The organism is Listeria sp. ILCC796, assembly GCF_900186175.1.
GTDB lineage: Bacteria > Bacillota > Bacilli > Lactobacillales > Listeriaceae > Listeria > Listeria goaensis.
In genome coordinates, this window is record NZ_FYBV01000002.1 from 128,175 (window position 1) to 148,731 (window position 20,557).

Genomic DNA, 20,557 nt, shown 5'->3' on the forward strand with positions numbered 1-20,557 from the left:
TGTGGGTTTTGCTATTATTCCCTTTTTTAACCTGAAAGATTCGTTCAAATAATTCAGCATCTGCCGCTTTCATTTCGTTAGCAATGACATTTTGCCTAAAAATAGTAATGGTGCATGGAATAACTGTGATATAACAATACTTCGCAAAAAAACAGAGGCAAACCAGCCTCTGTTTTCAATGTGTAAAACCATACGTCTTCTTGTCGCCCTTATCATGATACAAAATTCGCGCCTCGTTTAGCTCTGCGATTGCATCATTAAAATCCACCACAAGTTCTTCTGCCATGTTGAAACCTAAATCCGCCCGGCAAACATAACGCTGGATTACCGTGTCATTCATCGCGCTTGGTAGCGGATACGCCGGAACTTGCCAACCTTTCATCAGTAACCGGTCTGCCAGATCATATAGCGTCCACGATACGTCTGCATCGTCCTTTAGCTTATAGCAGACAATTGGGATATTTTCACCATCGTTATAAATTTCAAATAAACCCGTTTTGCTTATCTCTTTTGATAAAAAGAGCGCTACCTTTTTGGTTCGTTCATGGATTTCCCGATAGCCGCTAAACCCAAACCGCAAGAAATTGTAATATTGCCCAATGATTTGACTCGCGCTCCGCGAAAAATTAATCGCCATTGTAGGCATTTTGCCGCCTAGATAGCTCACTTCAAACACCAACTCTTTCGGCAAATATTCCTTGCTGCGCCAAGCAATCCATCCCACGCCCGGATAAACAAGACCATATTTATGTCCCGATGTATTAATCGACACAACATTGGCCAAACGAAAATCCCATTCCAATTCCGGGTCAACAAACGGCGTAAACATCGCCCCACTCGCCCCGTCTACGTGAATTACGAGCTCATGCTCATGTGTTTTATTATACACACTCACAATACGATCCAGCTCCCGAATGTCATCAAACTTCCCTGTATACGTAATCCCCAAAATCCCAACAATACCAATCGTATACTCGTCCACATAGTCCAAAACCTTTTCTGTATTGATGCTTAAATGAGCTGCGTCCATCGGCACTTCCCGCATTTCAATATCCCAGTACACACAAAATTTTTCCCAGCAAACCTGATAACCTGATGAAATCACCAAATTTGGTTTTTGGCGCATCACATCAAGCCCGCGTTTCAAAGCCAAATTGCGCCATCTGAATTTCATCGCCATTCCACCAAGCATGCAGGCCTCACTAGACCCCACCGTCGAAGTTCCCATATACGTTTCACTACGCGGCGCATTCCAAAGGTCCGCCAAAATGTTCACACAGCGGTTTTCAATTTCCGCGGTTTGCGGATATTCCGACTTATCAATCGCATTCTTCTCTAGCGTTTCCGCCATCAAGCGCTCTGCTTCGGGCTCCATATACGTTTGGCAAAACGTCGCCAAATTTTGTCTAGCATTTCCTTCATCAATCAGTTGATCTTTCACGAGCTGATAAGCAATCCGCGGCTCCATGCCATCTTCAGCCATTTTGTATTTCGAAATCGTTTTTCCCTCTTCCTCCGAACCAAAAATCGGCACTTCATAACGCCGTTCCTTCTTATCTTTCTCACCATATAACATAAAGGCGTACCTCCTTTTCTTATCTGTTTACAGGTACCCTGAAATCAAAGAAAAAAACCACCTGCCAAGTGCAGATGGTTTTGAAATGTTATTTCGATTTTTTATAGTTGCCTTTGCTTCCGCCACCAGAGCGTTCGCTGTTTGGACGACGGTCACGGCTGCCGCTGCTGGAACCACGACGACCTTTTCCGCTATTGTTACGATCACGGTAGCCGCCTTTTCCACCTCCACGGTAGTTTCCGCCTTTACCTTTACCGCCGCCACCTTTTCCACCATAACGTGATGGAAGAGGACGCTCTTCAGTAATATGAACCGGCGTTTGATCTGGTTCTTTCGCAAGCATTTTCAGCATAGCTGCTGCGATGTCTGTTGCATCATATTTTTCAAGTAACTCACTAGCTACAGCTTTATAATCTGCAAGGTTTTCTTCTGTCACGATTTCAGTGATTTTCTCAGTCGCCACGCGAAGTTGACCTGCAAATGCTTCATCCCAAGTTGGTGGCTTAAGAGGTTGCATGCGTTTTTTCGTTGTTTGTTCAACCGTACGAAGGTAACCCATTTCACGCGGTTGAACGAAAGTAATTGCCATACCTTCTTTACCAGCACGACCAGTACGTCCAATACGGTGAACATAACTTTCAGGGTCTTGCGGGATATCATAGTTATACACGTGTGTCACACCAGAAATATCGAGTCCACGCGCAGCAACATCTGTCGCTACCAAAACGTCGATTTTTCCTTCTTTAAACTTACGCAAGACACTCATACGTTTCGCTTGTGTTAAATCACCGTGAATACCTTCTGCAACATATCCGCGCATGTCTAGCGCTCTTGAAAGCTCGTCTACGCGGCGTTTCGTACGTCCGAAAACAATCGCAAGTTCAGGGGACTGTACGTCAAGAAGACGACTTAAAACATCAAATTTTTCTTTTTCATGAACTTTAATAAAGAACTGTTCAATTAAAAGAGCTGTCATTTCTTTTGCTTTAATGCGAACCATTTCTGGCTCATGCATAAAGCGTTCACCTATACGACGAATTGGGTCAGGCATTGTGGCAGAGAATAATAGCGTTTGGCGTTCGCTTGGTACTTCTTTCAAAATCGACTCAATATCGTCGATGAAGCCCATGTTAAGCATTTCGTCCGCTTCGTCAAGCACAAGCGTTTGTACGTTATCAAGCTTCAAAGTGCGACGGTTAATATGGTCTAAAATCCGACCAGGTGTACCGACAACAATTTGAGGTTTCTTTTTAAGCGATCGAATTTGACGACTGATGTCCGAGCCACCATAAACGGCAAGAACACGTACATGTTTGTCATAGCTTAATTTGTATAGCTCCTCCGAAACTTGAATCGCTAATTCACGCGTTGGCGCAATGATAAGCGCTTGAACGTCACCATTTTTTTGGTCAATTTTTTGGATCATCGGCAGACCAAATGCCGCTGTTTTCCCTGTACCAGTTTGCGCTTGTCCAATTAAATCTTTTCCTGCTAACCCAATTGGAATGGTTTTTTCTTGAATTGGCGTCGCCTCTTCAAACCCCATACGCTCTACTGATTTCACAATTTTTTCGTCCAGACCGAACTCTGAAAACTTTGTCAATGTCATTTCTCCTTTACCTAATTAAAGTTTGGTAGGAGAGCTTTATTTTCTCATCTACATGTTTCCAAACGAATATTTTAATGAAAATAAACGTTCTAAGTTTCATTTTATGGCATAAAAAAATTGATTTCATCATCAATGCCACTCTGCACCTTCCAAAAATGTTAGTAAAAATAACAAATTCGATGCACATAAATAAAAAAAGCCCTCATAATTATCACTAGGCCGTAAATTTTAACCTAATAAACTTCCATCTTACATTTTAACACGTATTTTTGTTATTTTCAATGTGAAAGGAATATTTCTACCCCAATTTCGCGAATAAAAATATAGAAAGCGCTTTAAACATACGGAAATGAAACTTTTGCCAAATCTTCAGTTTGATTGTGCGTAATCCATTTTGTTTTGCTTCCTCCATAAAATGAGGATTTGCCTTTAGACAAACCCTCTTGAAATTATCCTTTTTTTAAAAAACTTAATAACGCTTCAAATAATTGCTCGCTTTCACTGTCCTGACAAATGAAATGGCCAGATTCATTTAGTAGCAGCAACTCTTTTTCCGATTGAATCGTATCCATTAGAAACTGCATGCTTGATTCAGCGGGAATCATTTCGTCTTTTGCACCTTGGGCGATAAATGTCGGCACCTCAATGTGTTCAAAAACAGGTTTGGCGTGTGTCACCATTTTCGCGAGTTGCATTTTAGATTGATTTGGCACATCCGTAAGCCGTTTAAAATAGCGACTTAGCATGGAATCTGGTTTATTTGCCTTTTCGGAAACAAAATCGGGCCAGTCTAAATAGTTGGCGGACGTGCTCAGCAAACCGAGTTTTTTCACTTCGGGATGATGTCTTGTCAGCCAGCCCGCTAGAAGGCCGCCAGAGCCAAAGCCGATGATATACACTTCTTCGTCCTCTTTGAGCAATTGCGTCAAGATACTTTCAATGAAAACATGCCAATCTAGGAACGTCGCATTTTTTAAAAAATGAGCTCGGTTTTGACCTGGGAAAGTGGGCGTTAAAACATCCCAATCGGTGTTTTTCTTCAAAAAATCGCTTAACGGCTTGATTTCATCGGGTGTACCAGTATAGCTATGGATACACAAACTTGCTACCATTCTTGTCAACTCCTGTTTTGTAGTTACCGCATATTACCCTATCATAAGTTTTTCTACGATATCTTTCAAGCCCATTCCGTAAGAACCTTTGACCAGTAGCCACTCACTCCCGTCGAGATTTTCGAGAACGGCTTCCTGAAGCGCTTCTTTTGTTTTAAAATAATGGATTTTTTCTTGACCAATTTGTTTGGCGGCCGCTTCGCAAAAAGCAGACATCGCGTCACCGTAAGCAAAAACCGCATCAATACTTCCTTGTAAAATGGCGCCTGATTCGCGGTGGAAACGTTCCGAGTCATCGCCAAGTTCCAGCATATCCGCCACTAAAATCTTTTTCGGCTTACCTTCAGAATCCATGTGCATAAACGTATTCAAAACCGCATTTAACGCCGTCGGGCTCGAATTGTATGCATCGTTTAAAATTTTCGTTCCATTTGGTGCCTCAAGCCATTCCAGGCGACTTTTTGAACGCTCCATCGTGCTAAGCGCCGCCTTAACTTCCTCACTCGAAATGGCAAGCGTTTTAGCCGCCAAGATAACGGCCATCGTATTAAACACATTATGCTCCCCAATGATGGGTACAAAAATCGGCGTATCAGAAGCAAAATTAGTTGTAAACGAAGTGCCGTCTGGCTTTGTATCAATTGTGAGCGGATAAATTGTCGCCGTTTTTTCGCGCCCAAAGGTTGCCGTCTTAAACGCCTCAGCAGCATCAAGGTATTTATCTATTAACACCTCTTCATTCGGGTAAATGAGCATCCCATTTTCCTTCAAACCAGCAGTAATCTCTAATTTTGCTTTGGCAATTTCATCGCGTGAACCTAAATATTCAATGTGCGCCTCCCCGATGTTCGTAATGATTGCCACATCTGGTTGCGCGATTAAGGAAAGCTTTTCAATTTCATGGCGATGGTTCATGCCCATTTCCAAAATCGCCACTTCGGTTTCTTCCGGTATCGTTAAAATTGTATAAGGCAGTCCTATATGGTTATTGAAATTCCCTTTCGTCGCATGTACGCGGTATTTCGAGCTAAAAATCGCATTCGCAATATCTTTCGTCGTCGTTTTCCCGTTGCTGCCTGTAATCGCAAGAACAGTCGGTTTTACTTCCGTCAAATAAGCTTTCGCTAACTCTTGTAAAGCTAAAAGCGTATCGTCCACAATCATAATCGGGAAATCCGTTGGCGGGTGTGGCACATCTTTCTGCCAAAAGGCCGCAGCAGCACCAAGTTCAATCGCCTGTTTAACAAACGTATGCCCATCACGCGTATCGCCAACAAAAGGAATAAACAAGTCCCCCTTTTTAATCTGTCTTGTATCAAAGCAAATGCCGGTAATAAGCGTGTCGTCAAACGCCGCATCGTTTTCAACAGCAATCAGCTTTGCAATTTGTCCAATCGTTTTTTTCATTTCAAATCGCTTCTCCTATAAAAAAGCAGTTTGCAAGAAAGTCAAACTGCTTTGCCTATTTTAATCCTCTAAACTATGTTTTAATTTATTCTTCACGCCGTAACGCTCCAGCGCCAGTTCCACGAGCTGCTCAATCAACTTATCGTATGGCAAACCGCTCGCCTGCCACAATAACGGGTACATGCTAACCGGCGTAAATCCTGGCATCGTATTCACTTCGTTTAAATAAATTTCCTGATTGTCTGTCACGAAAAAGTCAGCGCGCACAAGACCACTTCCGTCAATCCCTAAGAAGGCTTGAACCGCATAGCTCTTAAGCTTTGCAAGCACATCCTCCGACACTTCAGCCGGAATGACAAGCGTCGTATCATTATCTTGATATTTTGCTTTATAATCGTAAAAACTCGAATCAGCACCTTTTGGTAAAATCTCGCCAGATACGGAGCATACAGGCATATCGTTCCCGAGCACCGCGATTTCGATTTCGCGTGCCACAACACCTTGTTCCACAACAACACGACGATCGTATAAAAACGCCTCTTCCATTGCGGCAACAAGTTCTTGTCTGTTCGTCGCCTTACTAATTCCCACGCTCGAACCTAAATTTGCTGGTTTAACAAACATTGGGTAGACAAGCGCTTCTTCCATGTCAGTGACCATTTCTTCTTTGTAGTCGCGCCAATCAATTTGCCTAACAGCGACCGCTGGAAGTTGCGGAATGCCACCGTCTGCAAAGACTTTCTTCATAACAATTTTGTCCATCGCAGAAGCCGATGCTAGAACGCCGTTGCCAACGTAAGGAACATTTAAGACTTCAAGCAAGCCTTGAACCGTACCGTCCTCCCCGTTTGGCCCATGCAAAAGTGGGAATACAACGAGATTTTCTGTTTCATCTGAAATCGCCGCCGGACTAACCGCATATCCCGTTGAAACTTCGCCTTCTTTTCCAGCAAGCTCGCATGCATCTGCTGGCGCAAACCGCAATTGTTCACTAAAAGTAAGTTTATCTGTAATTTCTGGACCGTTAATCCATTTGCCGTCATTTGTTATGTATATCGGGATCGCTTCAAATTTATTTAAATCGAGTGCATTAATGACCGAAAAAGCCGTCCGAATCGACACTTCATGCTCAGCTGATTTCCCGCCGTACAACAATATTAATTTTGTTTTCAAAATAACCCCTCCGAAACTTGAATTTCTGTAGTCTATTTTACCATGTTTTAGACAGATTAAAAGGAATTTCTTTTAAAATCCAAACAAAGAAAGAAGCAATTGCTTCTTTCTTTGTTTGGATTTATACGCCAGAGGTTAATTTGAGTCCGATAACTCCGGCGATAATCATCGTAATAAAAAGCAATTTTAGTGTGCTTTTGCGTTCTTTGAAGAGAATCATTCCGGCTAGCACACTTCCAACTGCGCCGATTCCAGTCCAAATGGCGTAGCCTGTTCCAATTGGGATTGTTTTTAACGATAAGGAAAGCAGAAAAAAGCTAGCTGCCATAAATAGGATTGTTAAAATCGAGTATTTTACATTTTTAAAGCCATTAGAGAACTTCATTGTAATAACAAAGGCCATTTCACAAACTCCAGCGATAAACAAAAAAAGCCACTCCATCCTAGCTCTCCTCCTTCCCGTCAACTAATTTTAAGCCAATAATGCCCGAAATAAGCACGAGCAGCGAAATAATTTTCCATAACCCCGCTGTTTCGTTTAAAAAGAGCATCCCGATAAGCGCCGTACCCGCAGCACCGATTCCGGTAAAAACAGCATACGCCGTCCCAATTGGAATCTCTTTCATTGATTTCGCAAACAATTCAAAGCTAATAATAAGAAAAATAATTGTGATTGAACTCCATCCTGACACTGTAAAGCCATGTGATTCTTTAAGACCAAATGCCCAAACAATTTCCGAAAGTCCTGCTAAAATTAGGTAAAACCACGCCAATTTATTGTCCTCCTTCTGCTATCAGTAAACATAACGTATCAAATGCTGATGCACGTCTTTTTTCAAATTCGACTAGGTCATATAATCCATGTTCCACGCTTAAACCATCAATTAGGCAATAAAACATATGAATCCATCTTTCTTTCGCTTTTTCCGTCATGTTCAGTTCGTTTAAAAAGGTGCCGATGACTTCAAAACTGAACGTTTCATAACTTGCGGTTTCTTGATTCAAGTTTACTTTCAAGCTCGCCGGTGGAAAATAAACGGATCTTTGGAAGAATTTTTTCACTTCTGGGTATGTTTCAAAATCCGTTACCTCATAAAATATGGCTTTAAAATATTCTTCAAGTGACTCATAGTCCTCTTTGTTTCGCTCTTTAAAGCTACTCATACCAATTTGAATGACTTCCCGATAAATTGCCATGTAAAGCGCTTCTTTTGATTCAAAATGGGCATAAATAGATGGCGTTTTAATTCCTGCTTCTTTCGCAATTTCAGAAAGTGCTGTTCCGTCATACCCTTTTTCGGCAAATAAATGAAGTGCCGCATGCATTAATTTTTCCTTTGACATTAGAAAACCTCCTTAACTAACGTTCGTTAGTTTTATAATAACAAAAAATAGATTGAAAGTAAAGTTCAATCTATTTTTCAAGACAAGTCCATTCATTTTTCTTTAAATCATATACTAAATGCGCAACCGTTTGCGCATAGGAAAGTTCCTCGCCGCCAGTATGTAACAATTCCATCATGTCCTCATCAAGTCCGAAGCCAATTGGAATGCGTACTTGTGACCTTGTTTTTTCCGCCATAGAAAAGGCAATGCAAGCCCCTTCTTTAAAGTAATCTGCAAAACGTTTCAGCAAATCAATCGGTGGATTAGGAACATATTTGCGTTTATTTAATGTTAAAAACGTTTTTTCATTTAAAATTAAAGCCGTTTTTTTCGAAATAACTGCGCTTAGAACCGTGTAAAAGTGGTTCATATTTCGGTAATACGTCTTATTATAACGGCCATCTTTTTTAGTCAAATAAACGAAATTGTTTTGTAATTTATAATAAAATGGCGAACGCAAATGTCTTCCCGTATGCGCCAAATAAAGCATTTCTGCTACTTCTTGTGGTGAAAGTTGGTTGACTAAATCAATATCTTCAAAATCAATCCAGCAAAGTTCGCCAAATTTTTGCCCCTGACTATTTTGCAACTGTTGTAAGTCGTGCGATTCTAGATAATCAAAAGCAGTATGTGCATTGTAGGAAGAATCTTTTATATGATGTTTAATTAGCAAAATATTGTCAGGCGGAAACGTTACCCCTTGCATGAAATCACAAAAAGTAATGCCACTCGTGACGACGTTGTTAATGACATTGTCCATATGTATATAAATAGATTTTTGATTAAATGTTTCTTTTTTCATCAACTATTCCTCATTCTATACTTTTTTCGGATAACCGCCGTATAAAACTATAATACACCATTTTTAGCCAATTTGTATAACAATACAACCAAATCTACATCACTATATCATTACAAACCCTTTAAAAAGCCATTTCGCTTGTAAAACTTTAAAAAATCTTAAAAAAAAAAGCTTTTCAAACCTAAGCGGATTAAAAAGCCATTCTTTCAATTTTCCTTAACGCAGTCCTAATTTTACATTAGGCATTTGTTTCACTTTTAAAGCTTTCCAAATATCGTTACGCGATTTCGTTTTTTCAACGATAATACCTTTTTGTTCTAAATCTCGAATGATTTTATTAAGTTCTGTATGGCTCTCTCTCATATAAGACCACTCCGTTCCCAAAAATAAGTTTTCATTCACATCTTTCTCTCTTTATTCTCACTTTACCATAAATGTAAACATAAAAATAGCCCTATTTTGTATTTTCACGTAAAATAAATTACCATTTTTTAAAGAAAGCGATTAAAAAACGAATTTTATATGGAAATCTATTCTAATCATTAAGCTTTTTTGACAAAAAAAAGATTGGTGCTTGCACCAATCTTTTATAGAACCTTATCAAGAAAACTAATCGTACGTTCATGTTGCGGTGAATCGAAAATGGCTTCTGGCTTTCCTTCTTCTACAATGTAACCACCGTCCATGAAGATTACCCGGTCGCCGACTTCACGTGCGAAGCCCATTTCGTGTGTGACTACGAGCATGGTCATACCTTCTTTTGCCAAATCTTTCATTACATTTAGCACTTCCCCGACCATTTCTGGGTCAAGGGCTGAAGTGGGCTCATCAAACAGCATGATGTCGGGATTCATGGCAAGTGCTCGCGCAATCGCCACACGTTGTTTTTGTCCACCTGATAGTTGACTTGGATAGCTTGTTTCTTTGTCAGATAGGCCAACACGGTTGAGTAAGTCACGCCCTAACGTTTCTGCTTCACTTTTCGTTTTCTTTTTCAATTCGACGGGGGCGAATGTAATATTTTCTAGCACGGTTTTATGTGGGAATAAATTGAAGTGTTGAAAAACCATGCCGATGTTTTCGCGCACTTTATTAATGTCGGTTTGTTTGTCGGTTAAATCAAAATCATCCACGACAATTTTACCGCTGTTGATTTCTTCTAATTGATTCATGCAACGTAAAAAAGTGCTTTTTCCAGAACCAGAAGGACCAATCACACACACGACTTCGCCTTCTGCTACTTCAAGGTCAATTCCTTTTAGTACTTCGTTATTTCCGAAACTCTTTTTTAAAGCTGTTATTTTTAATTTCGTCATTTTGAAAGTCTCCTTTCAAGCACATTAGAGAGTTTAGTGAGTAGCGTGATGACGATGAGGTACATGATCGCGACAACTAACCAAATTCCTGATGTTTCAAATGTGCGGGCAATAATGATTTTACCTGATTGTGTCAGTTCAACAATTCCGATGACGCTCATGATAGATGTATCTTTCAATGTGATTACGAATTGATTGATGAAGCTTGGAACCATGACGCGCACCGCTTGCGGTAAAATGATTTTCATCATCGATTTTCCGTACGGGATACCTAGCGAGCGTGCTGCTTCCATTTGTCCTTTGTCGACAGCTAAAATACCACCGCGAATAATTTCCGTAATATATGCTCCGGCGTTCAAGCTGAGTGTCAACACGGCCGCCAAGTTCGGATCCATTTTAAAGCCAAATGCTTGTGGAATTCCGAAGTAGATGAAGAATGCGAGTACGATAAGCGGAATGCCTCGGAAAATATCTACGTAAACCGTTGCAATACCTCGTAAGAATTTACTGCGACTTACTTTCAAGAAACCGAAGAGAAGTCCTAGTAGTGCAGCAAAAAACAGCGAAATAAAGGTTAATTTAATCGTATTCCAAAGCCCTAGAAGTAACGCTGGCATGCTCGCCATGAGCGTGTCCCAAAACGAATCTTTCTCAACATCAGAGCCGATGTATTTATCTAAAATCTCATCGTATGTTCCGTCTGCACGAATGTTTGTTAAACCTTGGTTAAATTTCGCGAGCAATTCGGGGTTTTGACCTTTTTTCACGGCAAATCCGTACTGAGCGCCGCTTTCCTTTTCAGTTACGATTTTTAGACCGTTACCCACTTTGACACCGTAGGCAAGTACGGGGTAGTCATCAAACGCAGCGGCTGAATTGCCGGTTTTAACGTCCTCGTACATACTTGCGGAATCATCAAATGGTACTAGCGTGTAGCCATATTTGTCTTTATTTTTTTCTGCAAAAGCATAGCCTTCCGTACCTGTTTTAACGGCTACTTTTTGTCCTTTTAAGTCTTTGTACGATTGGATGTCGTCATTGTCTTTTTTAATTGCCATGACTACACCGGAATCGAAATATGGGTCTGAGAAATCAAACTTCTGTTTGCGTTCGTCTGTGATACTCATACCAGCAATAACGCCGTCTACTTGATTTCCTTCAAGCGCTTGAACGGCTGCATTGAAGCCCATTGGTTTAACTGTATATGTAAAACCTTGGTCTTTCGCGACTGCTTTTAGGATATCCATATCAATCCCAATCAGTTCACCTTTTTTATTTTGGAATTCAAACGGCGCGAAAGTTTCGTCCGTTGCAATCTCATAATCGACATCCGCAGCATGCGCTGGTGTTAGAAAACCACTGAACACGAATGCAAATACGAATAGAATAGGTAACAAAACTTTAATTCGTTTCATTATATCCTCATATCCTCCCTTGTGTAACAAATGACTGTTGGAAGCTTTAGGCTAAGTTGAAAAACTTTTCACTTTTAGAATTTTACCATAAGGGAACGTTATTGACCATAATTATTTGTGATAAGTTTTTGTATATCACAATTCTATGTTAGGTTTTAAAATCTCTTTATTCGGGGGTAAAATGAGATAAATAAACTTATTCTACTAAAGAACATAAAAAAATTGCACCTCACATAATGTGGTGCAATTTTTAAAAATGACTACACTTCAGCGACAACTTCAATTTCGACAAGCGCATCTACTGGAAGTGCTGCTACTTGAAAAGCACTTCTAGCAGGGAAAACTCCTGTAAAATATGTCGCATAAATTTCATTTACTTTTTGAAAATCTTGTAAGTCTTTTAGAAATACGGTAACTTTTACGGCTTTATCTAGGCTTGATCCTGCTTCTTCTAGTACATTTGCAAGGTTTTGAAAAACTTGTTTCGTCTGACTCACAATGTCTTCTCGCAAATTTCCCGTTGATGGATCTATGCCAATTTGGCCCGAGGTAAAAATGAAACCATTTGTTTTTACAGCGTGCGAATAAGGACCAATTGCTTTAGGTGCTTTTTCACTATGCACTTTTTCTTTCATAAGCTCTCCCCCATTTTTTGTATTTCCACCATCTTAATCGAATTAAAATTATTTTTCAATAGATTCACTTAAACAGTTGATAGTAGCAACTGTTTTTCAAGCTGCAATTGATAGAGCTTGCGCCCAATTTGATGTTCTTCCGCAAGAAGCTGTTCGTGGCAAGTTACGATACAATGCTTGATTTGCTCTTCCAAATTTTGCAAGCTTCGATCGCGTAATTCGTTAATTACCTTCTTCAGCTCATTTATTTCGGTAAGTTCTTTCATTTCGGTACTTAATTGCACATCATAATCATTCGGATTTTTTAGAAGTAAAATAATTCTTTCTTGTTCCGCTCTGATGTGCAGTAAAGCTTTTTCAAGTTGCTCTTCTTTGTCTTGCAATTTAGCTATTTTTTCTCTATGCACAAAATCCAACCTCCTATGTTCTTCATTCACTCTTTTAGTCTATCACGAAAGCTAAAGAAAATCTGTGACATTTTCATGAACGTTCACATTGAAGATGTGCGAAATATACACATTTTAAGTAAAAAAGTAGCAATCTGGTTCTGCGCCCCCGATTGCTACGAAAAGATTATTTGCTTATTTTGTTTGCTATAAGCTTAACAACTTCCATTAAAATAACAGAAAGAAGTGCTAAACCTGCTGCTACAACCCATTCACTCCAGCCGAAGCTCTCCGGAATAGAGAAAATTTCACGCGCACCCGGTAACACCGTAACGATGTAGAGGACAAAGCACGTTAAAACCGCTAATAATACATATTTATTGCTGAAAAATCCCGCCCCGAAAGCCGTCTGTGTATTTGAACGTGCTGCAAACGTTTGAAGCGTCCTTGCTAAAATTAAAGTTGTAAAAGCCATGGCAACACTCATTTCAGGACTATCTCCCAGCCCAATAAATTGCGAAATGATAACAGCCACCCCAATTAACGTCCCTCTTGTAACAACCGCACGCATAGTCCCACCTGCAAAAATGCCTTCATCAATGTTACGCGGCTTCCGTTTCATCACATCTGGCTCAGGTTTTTCCATTCCAAGCGCAATCGCTGGAAGTGAATCATTGACCAAATTGATAAACAAGAGCTGTAGCGCGGTAAAAGGATTAATCCAGTCTACAATAAGCGCAAATAAAATGGCAATAATCGCGCCTAGATTCCCTGCAAACAAGTAGCCAATAGCTTTTTTAATATTGTCAAAAACAGTTCGCCCAACGCTTACCGCATCTACAATAGAGACAAAATTGTCATCGGTTAAAATCATTGCAGAAGCATCTTTTGCGACATCCGTTCCGCTTCCCATCGCCACACCAATATCCGCTTGTTTAAGTGCCGGCGCATCATTCACCCCGTCGCCAGTCATCGCGGTAATTTTGTTTTTCTTCTGCCAAGCTTTCACAATGCGGATTTTATTTTCCGGCGAAACGCGCGCATAAACCGCAATATGTTCCAGCTTTCCTTCCAATTCTTGCTCACTCATAGCATCGAGTTCTTGCCCGGTAACTGCAAAATCCGTTTCGTCCATTAAACCGATGTCACGCCCAATGGCTTGGGCAGTTGTTTTATGGTCACCAGTTATCATGACCGTGCGGATGCCTGCTTTTTTCGCTTCCTCAATCGAGCCATAAACCGCTTCACGTGGTGGATCAATCATCGCCGTTAAGCCGACTAACACGATGTCATACTCATCTTCAAGCGAAATGTCCACTTGTTCAGGCGCTAAACGCTTGTAGCCGTATGCTAGCACGCGTAAAGCTTGATTGGAAAATTCCTCATTAACATTTTGCAACTCCGTTAAAATTTCGTCCGTGATTTCAACTTCCTCGCCGTCTTTAAACACGTATTTTGCACGGCTAAACATCACATCCGGGCCACCTTTTGTAAGCATCGCTTTATGGTCGCCAAACGTGTGCACCGTTGACATTAATTTTCGGTCCGAATCAAACGGAATTTCTCCTTCGCGAATAAAGGCTTCGCGGATTTCATTGTAATTTTTATTTTTCTTATTGCTGAACGCAATTAAAGCGACTTCTGTCGGATCACCTAGTTCCATGCCCTCTTCATTGATATTTGAGTCATTACATAGAACGGCGATGTGAATAAGACGGCGCTCCCCTTCCGTCCAGTTTTCAGGCGAGTCAGGAAAGTTCTCTTTTGTGCCATCAGGTAAATAATAATCGACGACCGTCATTTTATTTTGCGTAAGCGTACCCGTTTTATCCGTACAAATCACACTGGTCGAACCTAGCGTCTCAACAGCAGGCAGCTTCCGAATAATCGCATGTTGCTTTGCCATTTTGTTCGTCCCAACCGCAAGCACAATCGTGACAATCGATGAAAGCGCCTCTGGAATGGCAGCAACTGCCACCGCTACCGCAAACATGAAGGCATTTAAAATCGCTTGCGTTAAATCGACGCCATCGCTTCCGCCAAAAAAGACGCGTGAAGCTTCTACAGCGAAGATCAGAATACAAAGCGCTAAAATCGCAAAACCTAGTTTTTTACTAAAACTTTCTAATTTTTGTTGAAGTGGTGTTTGTTTCGCTTCGGCCGTTTCTAGTAAACCGGCAATTTTTCCGATTTCGGTTTGCCCAGCTGTTCCTGTCACGACAAACAAACCACGTCCATATGTAACGAGTGAGCCGCTGAAAACCATATTAATACGGTCTCCTAAGCCGACTTCTTCCTCGATGACAGCAACTGCTTTTTCAACGGTTTCTGATTCCCCCGTCAGCATGCCTTCATCGACTTTTAGCGTTCCGCTTTCAAGCAATCTGCCATCTGCTGGAACAAAATCCCCTGCATCTAGTAACACGATGTCGCCTGGGACCAATTCATTTGCGTGAATCGTCTGTTTTTCACCATCGCGAATAACTTTTGCTGAGGGGCAGACATTTCACGCAGCGCATCAAGCGAGCTTTCCGCTTTTCTAGTTTGTACAACACTAATAATAGAATTGACAATTAAAACGACAAAAATAATGACAGATTCCATAATTTCGCCCAAAACAAGTTGGACTAATGCCGCCGCAACTAGCACGATGACCATCGGATCCTTAAACGTTTCTAAAAAAAGTTTCCAAAGTGGATCTTTTTCCTTCTGTTTCAATTCATTTAGCCCATATTTGGCTTGGCGTTCCAAAACGGAAGAATTTGTTAAGCCTTTGTCTGTTGCGTCTAGTGCTTTTAATGTTGCTTCCGTTGTTTCTCGGTAAAATTCCACAGGTAAAAACAGCTCCTTCCAAAATAACAATACCTTTTAAGTATAACAGGACGACACGTAAACTTTATTACGATTTACAAAATCTTAACATTATTTACCCAAAATGTTAGGGTTTAAAGCATACAAGAAATGAAGAGGCGTGACAAAATGCGAAAACAAGCGACTCACTACGAACTAGTCAAGCGGCACCGCATTTGATACACTAAAAGAGGAGGTGCGCTATGAAAATTTTAGAAAAAATAAACCGTTATGTACCTATTTTTCTGCAAGCCATGCTGAATTTATGTCTAATTTTCGTTGGCTTAACGCTCGTCGCGTTTCTGATTAGCGAAGCTTGGCTCATTTTCACCAATCTTTTTTCATCCCATTCAAGTTCTGCTTATTACGAAATAATGGAAGATGTTTTAGTTTTCTTCCTCTATTTTGAATTCATTGCGCTAATTATTAAATATTTTCAAACGGGCTACCATTTTCCACTACGTTATTTTATTTACATTGGTATTACGGCGATTGTCCGCCTCATTATCGTTGATCACTCAGACGCTTTCGCGACGTTTATTTTAGCAGGTGCCATTTTGCTACTTGTTGGGGCGCTTTATCTCGCCAATACAAAATTATTAAAACGCGAATAAAACACTCATGTTTTGAACTAGGCGCCTAACTAGCAAAGCGTATACGTTAGGCGCCATTTAATTTATACATAGAAAGAAGCGTTGTACATGTCATTTATCCTTATTTTGCTGCCCGTATTCGGAATTTTCGCAATCGGTTTTATTGGGCAAAAGCTCCTTCATTTCGACATTCCAAATCTATCCAAATTGACACTTTATTTGATGTCGCCATTTTTAGCATTAGGTACCTTTTATAAAAATCCTATTACTATTGATTATGCCTATTTAGCAGTTTATATTTTTGTGCTTTGCCTCGCTTTAATTCTCATTGTCACAATTCTCTCAAAAATAATGGGCTATTCGGTACGCGACCGCTGTGCGCTTATTTTAGCTAGTGCCTTTATGAACAACGGAAATTACGGCACGCCTGTTGTACTGCTTGTTTTTGGAGCTACTGGATTACATATTGCTGTTATTTTAATGGTTCTGCAACAGCTCGCCATGAGTACAATTGGGATTTATTATGCGGCGAAAGGAAGTGCTGACGTAAGCAGTTATAAAATCGTGCTAAAGCGCGTTGTGCGCATGCCGATTGCATACGGGGCGCTCATCGGTCTTTTTTTGCAGCTTGCTCATATTACGCTTCCAGCCCCCCTTTTAACCTGTATCGATTTAGTAGGTAATGCGGCTATTCCAACGATTATGATTGTTCTTGGCATGCAGCTTGCGGTTATTTCGTTCCGCCGAATTGAGCTTTTAAAAGTTGGCCTTGCGCTTTCTATTCGCTTGCTACTTTCGCCTGTTATCGCTTTTCTTTTGACCTTATTCCTGCCTGTCGACACGATGACGAAGCAAATTATGATTTTGCTTGCGGCGATGCCAACTGCTGCGAATACAACGTTAATGGCTGTACAATTTGATACGAAACCTGATTTAGTTTCAAGCGCCACATTCATTAGTACCGTCCTAAGCATTGTCACACTGCCAATTGTGTTAGCTCTTATTCAATTTGTCGGATAATTTTTCGCGCCGCCCCGTCTGAGGTCGCTTCAATTGACGTAAAAATCTATCTCCCCTAAGATGAAGAAGTGGAGGTGATGGAATGGATATTTGGAACATTTCTAAAGTTGTGAGTTATGCTTTTGCCAATGTATCCGTAGTCGTATTTGCTTATTTTCTACTTGCACGTCTCATGAAATTCCAGTTTGAGGGAGCGCCCACATGGTCGATTCGCATTATTTCAAGCCTCTTCGGGGGCCTTTTTGGCTTTATCCTAATGAATTTCTCCATCATCGTCGAAGGTTCCAGAACACTAAACTTAATTTGGGTGTTCATTTTGCTAAACGCCTATTATTTCGGCGGCGTATCCGCATTTTTAACGTCGATGTTTACTTCTTTTGAACGCCTTCTTTTTGGGGAAAGCGAGATTGCCGTCATCTTCATGTTCGTCTACCTAGGCATAGGTATCGCCCAACTAATTGCGGCCCCTTTGATACGAAAGAAAACTAATTTCGTGCAGCTTTATATTATTTTTTCCATCACCATCGTTCCTTTAGTCGTGAGCGGACTGCTTATTGCGCCGCAAATTAGTTTCCAAGTCATCATTGAAATTATGATTTATATTTTGCTCGGTGTTTTTACGTATTTCTACATCGTCACGGATCTTACAGCGCTCGGGAAGAAAATGAACTTTTTTGAACGCACATCAAAAATCGATTTTTTAACCAAAATTGAGAATCGCTATATGTTTACAACAAAATTGGAAAGCCTTTTTGGGCATAAAAAATTCTATTTATTTTTGCTGGATATTAATCATTTTAAGAAAATTAATGATGTGTATGGTCACGATATTGGTGACTTGGCGCTGAAGCTATTCGCGGAAAAGCTTGATGAACTTTATCCACGTCACGCCTACCGACTTGGCGGCGATGAATTCGCAGTAATCGTTGCGAGCGATGCCCTGTTTAATCCTGAAAACGTAACAAGACAGCTAAAAAAAGAGATGGCCACCATTCAAGTTGAACTGCCGAATGATGAGTTTATTCATTTTTCAACGTCTGTTGGCTACGTTAATTCTTTTGCGGCCGATTCTCTGGAAAAACTTTACCGGATTGCAGATAAAGCCTTGTATAAAGATAAAGCGAATAAATTTTGATATATACCAATCAAAACACACCCGAACCCAATTCATTGATATAAAATTGATTAAAAGATATAATAGCAACATTACGATGCATACCAATTTTGGGAGGTTGATGTTTTTGGAACCGGCTAATTTGAAATATTTAAATTTACTGGCGAAAAGCTATCCAACAATTGCGAAAACGGCCACGGAAATCATTAATTTGGAAGCAATTTTAAATTTGCCAAAAGGGACGGAGCATTTTTTAAGTGATATTCACGGCGAATATAGCGCGTTTTTGCAAGTTTTACGAAATGGTTCTGGGGTCGTCAAACGGAAAATTCGCGATGTGTTTCCGGAACTTTCGGAGGAGGAAACTGGGCGGCTTGCGACACTTGTTTATTATCCGGAGCAGAAATTAGATTTGCTTTTAGCGGAACAGGAAGACCCTAATTTTTTCTACAAAGAAACGCTCTTTAAGTTAATTGAACTGTGTCAGTATGTGTCTTCCAAGTACACGCGGTCGAAGGTGCGGAAGGCGATGCCGGCGGATTTTGCTTACATATTGGAGGAGCTGTTGCATGAAAATTATGACGGGGACGATAAGGAGCTTTATTATGCGGAAATTATTCAAAGCATCATTGCGTTAGACCGGGCGCGGGAATTTATTGTGGCGCTCTCCAAGCTGATTCAGCGGCTTGTTGTGGACCATTTGCATGTGGTCGGTGATGTTTATGACCGCGGACCTTATCCGGATAAAATTTTGGATGCGCTGATGGACTATCATTCGCTTGATTTCCAGTGGGGCAATCATGATATGCTCTGGATGGGGGCGGCGTCTGGTTCGGAGGTTTGCTTGGCCAATGTGGTGCGGATTTCAGCGCGTTATTTAAATTTGGATATTTTAGAGGATAGTTACGGGATTTCGCTTCGCCCGCTCGCTTTGTTTGCTGATGAAATTTATGGGACTGATTCTTGTACGGCTTTTCAGCCTAAAAACGAAGGCGAAAATGAGTTTAGTCACGCCGAGATTGCGCAAATTGCTAGAATGCACAAGGCCATTTCGATTATTCAGTTTAAACTTGAAGGACCGATTATCGCACGCCACCCTGAATTTGCGATGGAGTCTAGGCGGATTTTGGAGTTGATTGATTTTGACCGCGGGACGGTTCGCTTGAAAGGAAAGGAATATCCCCTTTTAGACAGCCATTTCCCGACAATTGATGCACAAAATCCTTACGCCCTGACGGAAGCGGAGCAAGACATCGTCCGGAAGCTTGTCGCCTCGTTTCGCAACTGTGAGCGTTTGCAAGAGCACGTGCAGTTTTTATACGCGAAAGGTAGCATGTTTCTGACTTACAACGGCAACCTGCTTTATCACGGCTGCATTCCGCTCGAAAAAGACGGTCGCTTCATGGCTCTTACTCTTAAGGGGAAAAAATACGCCGGAAAAGACTTGTTCGTCCAGTTTGAACATTTAGCGCGTGAAGCTTACTTTCTCCCTTTTCATCATAAAGAAAAAAAATATGCGTTAGATGTGGTTTGGTATTTGTGGACTGGGGCGGTTTCTTCTTTGTTTGGCAAAAGTGAAATGACAACGTTTGAGCGTTATTTTGTGGCGGATAAAGAAACGCATTTGGAAGAAAAAAATCCATATTATAAGCAGCGGAATGACGAAGCGATTTGCAAACAAATTTTGCGTGAATTTGGGCTTGACGCGGATGCGGGGCACATTATTAACGGCCATACGCCGGTTAAGGAAGGTCGCGGCGAAAGTCCGATTAAAGCGAACGGCAAAATGATTGTGATCGACGGCGGATTTTCAAAAGCGTATCACAAAACAACTGGGCTTGCTGGTTATACACTTTTATACAATAGCTATGGCTTACAACTTGTGCGCCATCAGCCATTTACGACAACTGAGGAGGCCATTCAAAAGGAAACGGATATTTTATCAACGCGGAAAGTCATTGAAACGGAAACGAAGCGAAAGCGTGTTTCAGATACGGATATTGGGAAAGATTTAAAGCAACAAGCAAATGATTTAAAATGTCTATTAGAAGCGTATCGCAAGGGGCATTTACACGAACGAGGTGCCTTTTAAATTTCGTCATAAAACTTTCACAATTTGAAAAACCTAATATTATCAATACTTAACGGACTTTTAAACTGTAA

General features: G+C 40.8%; 18 protein-coding genes and 1 pseudogene. 4 read left to right on the forward strand and 15 right to left on the reverse strand.

Annotated features, from left to right (window positions below; genetic code table 11):
• Positions 1–175: 175 nt before the first annotated feature.
• From CFS04_RS03340 to CFS04_RS03410, 15 genes and pseudogenes are all read right to left on the reverse strand, one after another.
• Entirely contained in the window at positions 176–1,576 is a 1,401-nt protein-coding gene (locus CFS04_RS03340) for a glutamate decarboxylase (RefSeq protein ID WP_088809201.1), read from the reverse strand.
• A gap of 88 nt (positions 1,577–1,664) precedes the next feature.
• On the reverse strand, positions 1,665–3,179 hold the full coding sequence (locus tag CFS04_RS03345; RefSeq protein WP_088809202.1) for a DEAD/DEAH box helicase: 1,515 nt from the start codon (positions 3,177–3,179) through the stop codon (positions 1,665–1,667).
• 455 nt (positions 3,180–3,634) lie between these two features.
• Positions 3,635–4,297, reverse strand: coding sequence for a carboxylesterase (locus CFS04_RS03350; protein ID WP_088809203.1), 663 nt, complete (start codon positions 4,295–4,297; stop codon positions 3,635–3,637).
• 33 nt (positions 4,298–4,330) lie between these two features.
• The gene (gene murF / locus CFS04_RS03355) at positions 4,331–5,704 is read right to left on the reverse strand and encodes a UDP-N-acetylmuramoyl-tripeptide--D-alanyl-D-alanine ligase (protein ID WP_088809204.1); all 1,374 of its coding nucleotides are present in this window, start codon (positions 5,702–5,704) and stop codon (positions 4,331–4,333) included.
• Between the two features lie 60 nt (positions 5,705–5,764).
• Positions 5,765–6,877, reverse strand: a complete 1,113-nt coding sequence (locus CFS04_RS03360) for a D-alanine--D-alanine ligase (protein ID WP_088809205.1) — start codon at positions 6,875–6,877, stop codon at positions 5,765–5,767.
• A 121-nt stretch (positions 6,878–6,998) separates the two neighbouring features.
• Positions 6,999–7,319, reverse strand: a complete 321-nt coding sequence (locus CFS04_RS03365; RefSeq protein ID WP_088809206.1) for a multidrug efflux SMR transporter — start codon at positions 7,317–7,319, stop codon at positions 6,999–7,001.
• 1 nt (position 7,320) lies between these two features.
• Positions 7,321–7,650 (reverse strand): multidrug efflux SMR transporter, encoded by a 330-nt coding sequence (locus tag CFS04_RS03370; protein WP_088809207.1) that lies wholly within the window; start codon positions 7,648–7,650, stop codon positions 7,321–7,323.
• Position 7,651: 1 nt separating this feature from the next.
• A complete protein-coding gene (locus CFS04_RS03375) occupies positions 7,652–8,221 on the reverse strand; it encodes a TetR/AcrR family transcriptional regulator (RefSeq protein WP_088809208.1) in 570 nt (189 codons plus the stop codon).
• Positions 8,222–8,291: 70 nt separating this feature from the next.
• On the reverse strand, positions 8,292–9,065 hold the full coding sequence (locus tag CFS04_RS03380) for a hypothetical protein (RefSeq protein WP_088809209.1): 774 nt from the start codon (positions 9,063–9,065) through the stop codon (positions 8,292–8,294).
• 216 nt (positions 9,066–9,281) lie between these two features.
• Positions 9,282–9,428, reverse strand: coding sequence for an Lmo0850 family protein (locus tag CFS04_RS03385; RefSeq protein WP_088809449.1), 147 nt, complete (start codon positions 9,426–9,428; stop codon positions 9,282–9,284).
• Between the two features lie 224 nt (positions 9,429–9,652).
• A complete protein-coding gene (locus CFS04_RS03390; RefSeq protein WP_088809210.1) occupies positions 9,653–10,381 on the reverse strand; it encodes an amino acid ABC transporter ATP-binding protein in 729 nt (242 codons plus the stop codon).
• Complete coding sequence (locus CFS04_RS03395; RefSeq protein WP_088809211.1) at positions 10,378–11,796, reverse strand: amino acid ABC transporter substrate-binding protein/permease; 1,419 nt, start codon at positions 11,794–11,796, stop codon at positions 10,378–10,380. The genes CFS04_RS03390 and CFS04_RS03395 overlap by 4 nt, the downstream gene beginning before the upstream one ends.
• A 260-nt stretch (positions 11,797–12,056) precedes the next feature.
• Positions 12,057–12,431 (reverse strand): RidA family protein, encoded by a 375-nt coding sequence (locus CFS04_RS03400; RefSeq protein WP_088809212.1) that lies wholly within the window; start codon positions 12,429–12,431, stop codon positions 12,057–12,059.
• Between the two features lie 68 nt (positions 12,432–12,499).
• Positions 12,500–12,838: a hypothetical protein gene (locus tag CFS04_RS03405; RefSeq protein WP_088809213.1), complete on the reverse strand. Its 339-nt coding sequence runs from the start codon at positions 12,836–12,838 to the stop codon at positions 12,500–12,502.
• Positions 12,839–13,004: 166 nt separating this feature from the next.
• Positions 13,005–15,649 (reverse strand): annotated as a pseudogene (locus tag CFS04_RS03410) (cation-translocating P-type ATPase).
• Positions 15,650–15,870: 221 nt separating this feature from the next.
• On the opposite strand from CFS04_RS03410, the gene psiE reads away from it, so the two are divergent.
• The 4 genes from psiE (at position 15,871) to CFS04_RS03430 (ending at position 20,486) form a co-directional block, all read left to right on the forward strand.
• Positions 15,871–16,281, forward strand: a complete 411-nt coding sequence (gene psiE, locus CFS04_RS03415) for a phosphate-starvation-inducible protein PsiE (RefSeq protein ID WP_088809214.1) — start codon at positions 15,871–15,873, stop codon at positions 16,279–16,281.
• An 87-nt stretch (positions 16,282–16,368) separates the two neighbouring features.
• Positions 16,369–17,280 (forward strand): AEC family transporter, encoded by a 912-nt coding sequence (locus CFS04_RS03420; RefSeq protein ID WP_088809215.1) that lies wholly within the window; start codon positions 16,369–16,371, stop codon positions 17,278–17,280.
• Positions 17,281–17,362: 82 nt separating this feature from the next.
• Positions 17,363–18,415 carry a GGDEF domain-containing protein gene (locus CFS04_RS03425; protein ID WP_088809216.1) on the forward strand — a complete coding sequence of 351 codons (1,053 nt, stop codon included), beginning with the start codon at positions 17,363–17,365 and terminating at the stop codon, positions 18,413–18,415.
• A 106-nt stretch (positions 18,416–18,521) separates the two neighbouring features.
• A complete protein-coding gene (locus CFS04_RS03430) occupies positions 18,522–20,486 on the forward strand; it encodes a fructose-1,6-bisphosphatase (RefSeq protein ID WP_088809450.1) in 1,965 nt (654 codons plus the stop codon).
• The last annotated feature ends 71 nt before the right edge of the window (positions 20,487–20,557 follow it).